Below are 5224 nucleotides of genomic sequence, written 5' to 3'. Positions count from 1 at the left end.
AACCCTTTCGGCAGTTCCTCCTGGGGGAGACCCCCAAGACCGGACTGCCTCACCAACGCAGTGGCTCCCCTCCCGCAGCGCTGTCTCACCTTGTATCAGTTCTCCCCACCCTCTCCCACCCTCTCCCACACTCCCTTGTCCCCCTTCTCCCCACCCTCTCCCACACTCCCCACACTTCCTTGTCCCCCTTCTCCCCCTGCTTTTTGATGTTTCATACCCCTAGGGTCAGGTAGCAAGTTTTCGGATACTGTTACAATCAAGTCTCAAAATTTTCTCTAGATGTACGCAGTTTAATTTCTCTGAGTTATGATACCAAGCACTACAGGGAAATCACTGCTGTGAGCAACCTGAGTAGCATTAAGTTTCCCGTACTTCAATCGGGGGATGAAGCTCAAATTTGATTCCAATTATTGGTAAATTTTACTAGTCGTGTCCATTTCTGCAAAAACCTTTCCTATCTGGGGATTTTTCTCGCTAGTAACCAACGGTCTGCTGATGTTGGCGATTATCCTGCTAATTTGGCAACAGCAGAGATTGACCAATATTGTTGCCTCACCAACTGCGGATACAACCAGTGAACCCGAGGTTACTAAACCGGAGTTAGGCCCCCGTCACCAACTCAATTACCAACAGTGGGTAGATATTCTCAAGTCAGAAGCTAAGGTGGCTGCACAGAAACCTCCTCAGCATCTGAGCATACTAGCTGGAGATTCTTTGAGTCTATGGTTTCCCTCAGAATTATTACCTGAGAACAGATATTGGCTCAATCAAGCAATTTCTGGCGAAACTACTGAAGGACTGTTAAAAAGATTAAATTTATTTGACCGCACCCAGCCACAGGTGATTTTTGTGATGATTGGGATTAATGACTTAATTCGGGGTGTAAGCGATGAGATAATTTTAGAAAATCAACGGCAAATCATCCGTTACTTACGAAGGGCGCATCCTACAGCACAAATATTTGTCCAGTCAATTTTGCCGCATGGGGGAGAAGAATCAACTTGGGAAGGACGAGAACGTCTGCTAGCTATTGCGAATAATCGCATTCAGCAGATCAATCAGCAACTGCAAACCATCGCCACCATACAAGGCGTCAAATATCTCGACTTATATCCCCTGTTTGCCAGCCAGGAAGGTAATCTCCGCCGTGAATTTACTACCGATGGCTTACACCTAAGTCCCGAAGGCTATATGGTTTGGCGGACTGCATTGCAGATTTATAGCCAACCGGAATTAGAACCCCAACCGCAGCAAAACAACAAGGACAAACTCAAAATATGAGATATTGACACTTTCACAAGCTCATTAGCGTCTTGACGCGAGAAAATGAGAAATGGTGAACTAACTAAAACAATCCAATGGATACAAAAGCTTTTAAGCGTAGCCTGCAACATTCAGAAAACTATAATCGCAAAGGCTTTGGTCATCAAGCAGAAGTGGCTACCCAGTTACAGTCTGAATACCAAAGTAGCTTAATCCAACAAATTCGCGATCGCAACTACATCCTCGAACAAGGTGAAGTCACAATTCTGTTAGCGCAAGCCTTTGGCTTCTGCTGGGGTGTAGAACGTGCAGTAGCAATGGCTTATGAAACCCGTCAACACTTCCCAAGCGATCGCATTTGGATTACAAATGAGATTATTCACAACCCCTCTGTGAATCAACGTATGCAGGAGATGGAAGTCAAATTTATCCCTGTGAACGCGGGTAAAAAAGACTTTTCTGTAGTTGAGGACGAAGATGTGGTCATCTTACCTGCTTTTGGAGCCAGCGTTCAGGAAATGCAGATTCTCCATGATAAAGGCTGCAAAATTGTCGATACAACTTGTCCTTGGGTATCGAAAGTTTGGAATACAGTTGAGAAGCACAAAAAAGTCGATTACACCTCAATTATCCACGGTAAATACAAGCACGAAGAAACTGTTGCCACTAGTTCCTTTGCTGGGAAATATCTGATTGTGCTAAATATGCGGGAAGCAGAATATGTTAGCAACTATATTCTCAATGGTGGCGATCGCGAGGAGTTCTTGCAGAAATTTGCTAAAGCTTGTTCAGCCGATTTTGATCCCGATAAGGACTTAGAACGGGTGGGAATTGCTAATCAAACAACAATGCTCAAAGGTGAAACTGAGCAGATTGGCAAGCTGTTTGAGCGCACAATGATGCAGAAGTATGGGCCTACTGAAATAAATCAACATTTCCAAAGCTTCAACACTATCTGTGACGCTACCCAAGAACGTCAAGATGCAATGTTGGACTTAGTGCAACAGAACCTAGATTTAATGATAGTAATTGGTGGGTTTAATTCATCCAATACTACACAATTGCAACAGATTGCTTTTGAGCGAGGAATTCCTTCTTATCATATTGATTGCGTTGAGCGGATCAAATCAGAAAAATCCATTGAACATCGACAGTTAACTGGGGAGATAGTTATCCAAGATAACTGGTTACCTGAAGGCAAAATAGTTGTGGGAATTACTTCTGGTGCTTCCACGCCCGATAAGGTAGTAGAAGATATCATTGAAAGAATTTTTGCTTTGAAAGCAACAACTTCGGTGATTTAGTGTCGCTATTCAAACCTTTGTCAAATGATGTTTGAGAAGTCTGATTTCGTAATTTATTAGGCGATTAGAAATTGCGGTTCATCCTTACACACAATTAAAACCCGCCCATGCGGGTTTGCAACTTTTAATTATTGCTATAGTACTTGTAGGGTGGGCATTGCCCACCAAAACCCGGATATGGTGCAATACCATTCATCTCAGAATAATTAACCGCCGTTGAATGCTAATAAATCTGATAAATTAATATCTTTAATTAATATTTAAGGGTTTTTATAAACCAAGCTACTTTTAAATTCGAGGATGTTTGAAAAGTGGTAGGTTGTGATTTTAGGCACTTATTGATCCCCCCTAGCCCTCCTTAAAAAAGGGGGGAAGCCCTTCTCAAAGTCCCCCTTTTAAAGGGGGATTTAGGGGGATCTAAAACTATTTGATACATCACTAAGGGCTTTTAAAACAACCTCTTAATCATATTGGCATATGGTGGGTAATGCCCACCCTACAATATACATTTCTGTTGCCCGTTCCCTTTTAAAATTTAGAGACAGTTACCTTAATACCAGAATCAAGACGAGGAACCTTTAAATATTCAATTGGCTCAGCAAGTTGAGCAGTTTGTTGCTGTGTTGGCTGCTGACATTGCTTAAATAAAATATTTGGGTTTTTAAGAATCTCAAACGGGTTAAGATTTTTGCATCCTCTCTCCTGCTCTAGCGCAATTGAATTGGTAGTTGTTTTAAAACCATTATTTCGGTTGATACTATAACTCCATCTACTAGCCAACGTGACTGGTTTTGTTCCTAAAACCGCAGCCTGATTGCTTTGATTTGTTGCTGTCGGAGAATTCTTTTGGTTAGCATAAGCACTTTGGGTAATAGTAAGTGCACCAATAATAACGCTTAAGGCTAGGGGAGCAGATTTCATAAATACTAAATTGAGATGCTAATGTATGCTTCTGCTGTGTTGCTACATCAAAGACATCCCATTTTTCGGAAGACAAGAGAGAAATTTGAGCATGACTGAGGCGACAGCCTCAGGTGATTCAATCAAGAAGCCATGACCACCACGTTCAAGAACGACAAGTTCAGCGTTGGAAATGCCTTGAGCTAGTTGCTCAGAAAACTTCACCGGGGTGAGAATATCTTGTTTACCTACTAGAACCAGAGTAGGACAATGGATATCATTGAGGCGTTGGGTAGTATCACAGCCAAGGATAGCGCGGCTTTGATGATAGAGTCCATGAGGAGTTGGCGGAAATGGGTAATTAATCGCCAAATTCACAATCATCTCGATCATCTCAGGAATAGAGTAAAACGCATCAGTAAATATCCAGGGCAATATAACTTGCTGATAAAGTTTTAGATCGAGATTGGCGGGGAGTTCACCCCAAGTGGCGATAATACTATTGAATCGAGCATCACCCTTGGCTAAGGATGAGAGTAGTATTAGACTTTGTACTTTTTCTGGGTGTGCTAATGCTAATTCTTGAGCAATTTGACCACCCATTGAATGTCCTGCTAAATGTACCTTTTTGATGTCGATACGCTCAAGCAGTGCGGCTGTATCAGTTGCCATCTGCTGAATACTGTAGGGATTATCAGGAGCAGAAGTTCGCCCAAAGCCGCGGTTATCCAAGCGAATTACCTGATACTCTTTCACGAGTGACGGCATCAGCAATGACCAATAGGTATGATCGCAAAAAAAGCCTGCAATTAATAATAAAGGCTCACCTGCGCCCTTAATGTCATAGAACAAATCGATTCCGTTAACGTGAACTCTGGGCATAGTAAGTAGGAGGCAGGAGGCAGAGGGCAGAAGGTGAGTCTAAAAGATAGTGAGACTCGTTGACGAGTGTTTAATACTCATTAATGAGATGTTGAGACTCGTTGACGAGTGTTTAATACTCATTAATGAGATGTTGAGACTCGTTAACGAGTGTTTGATACTCATTAATGAGATGTTGAGACTCGTTGACGAGTGTTTGATACTCATTAATGAGGTGTTGAGACTCGTTGACGAGTGTTTAATACTCATTCACGAGATGTTGAGACTCGCTTACGAGTGTTTGATACTCATTAATGAGGTGTTAAGGCTCATTCACGAGTGTTTAATACTCATTAATAAGAGAAGAATTCTAGCAAAAGTACCCAATCACAGTTTACCCGAATTCAATATGCTGCTTTTGCTTGACTAGCCACAGGGAAAGCAAGGCGATCGCAATTCCGGTGACAATAAAACAAGGAAGATAGCCGTAATGATCCACAATTCTGCCAAACGCCGCCGCACCAATTCCCTGTCCAATAAATAAGCTAAACGCAAATAACGAAACCGCAGTACCCCGCGCTTCGGGTGCAAGTTCTGTAGCTCGAGTTTGGAGTGTGCTGTGCATCATGTAAAAGCCTAATCCCATGAGCATATTGAAGGGAATAAACAGCACCCAATTCTGCAATAATGCGATCGCTAAGAAAGACATACACATAAACACCCCACCAACCCCCATCAAGCCGCTTTCTCCCAATTTCCGCACCAACCAATTGACAGAACGGCTGTAAATCAATCCACCTAAGCCAAAACCACTAAGCATAAAGCCGATTGCTACATAACCCTCTTCTGTCACTCTCCGGAATAAGCAAGTAGTAAAGAAGCTAAATCATCCAGAA

5 protein-coding genes are annotated in these 5224 nt (G+C 42.4%); 2 read left to right on the top strand and 3 right to left on the bottom strand.

What is annotated here, in order from left to right; all coding sequences use genetic code 11:
* The first annotated feature begins 429 nt into the window (after window positions 1-429).
* Window positions 430-1281: an SGNH/GDSL hydrolase family protein gene (locus BV372_RS32490; protein ID WP_086691299.1), complete on the top strand. Its 852-nt coding sequence runs from the start codon at window positions 430-432 to the stop codon at window positions 1279-1281.
* A gap of 77 nt (window positions 1282-1358) precedes the next feature.
* Window positions 1359-2567, top strand: coding sequence for a 4-hydroxy-3-methylbut-2-enyl diphosphate reductase (locus tag BV372_RS32485; RefSeq protein WP_086691297.1), 1209 nt, complete (start codon window positions 1359-1361; stop codon window positions 2565-2567).
* Window positions 2568-3095: 528 nt separating this feature from the next.
* Here the strand turns inward: BV372_RS32485 and BV372_RS32480 are convergent.
* The 3 genes from BV372_RS32480 to BV372_RS32465 form a co-directional block, all read right to left on the bottom strand.
* The gene (locus BV372_RS32480; RefSeq protein ID WP_086691295.1) at window positions 3096-3488 is read right to left on the bottom strand and encodes a hypothetical protein; all 393 of its coding nucleotides are present in this window, start codon (window positions 3486-3488) and stop codon (window positions 3096-3098) included.
* A 42-nt stretch (window positions 3489-3530) separates the two neighbouring features.
* Window positions 3531-4349, bottom strand: coding sequence for an alpha/beta fold hydrolase (locus tag BV372_RS32475; RefSeq protein ID WP_086691292.1), 819 nt, complete (start codon window positions 4347-4349; stop codon window positions 3531-3533).
* Between the two features lie 373 nt (window positions 4350-4722).
* Entirely contained in the window at window positions 4723-5181 is a 459-nt protein-coding gene (locus BV372_RS32465) for an MFS transporter (RefSeq protein ID WP_256973591.1), read from the bottom strand.
* Between the last annotated feature and the right edge of the window lie 43 nt (window positions 5182-5224).

Source organism: Nostoc sp. T09, assembly GCF_002154695.1.
GTDB lineage: Bacteria > Cyanobacteriota > Cyanobacteriia > Cyanobacteriales > Nostocaceae > Aulosira.
Note: the sequence above shows the minus strand (reverse complement) of the source record. Positions and strands in the feature narration are given on the sequence as shown.

Excerpts from the sequence above, each read along its gene's own strand:
- BV372_RS32485 (WP_086691297.1), top strand. The coding sequence starts at position 1,359 with ATGGATACAAAAGCTTTTAAGCGTAGCCTGCAACATTCAGAAAACTAT.
- BV372_RS32475 (WP_086691292.1), bottom strand. The coding sequence starts at position 4,349 with ATGCCCAGAGTTCACGTTAACGGAATCGATTTGTTCTATGACATTAAG.
- BV372_RS32480 (WP_086691295.1), bottom strand. The coding sequence starts at position 3,488 with ATGAAATCTGCTCCCCTAGCCTTAAGCGTTATTATTGGTGCACTTACT.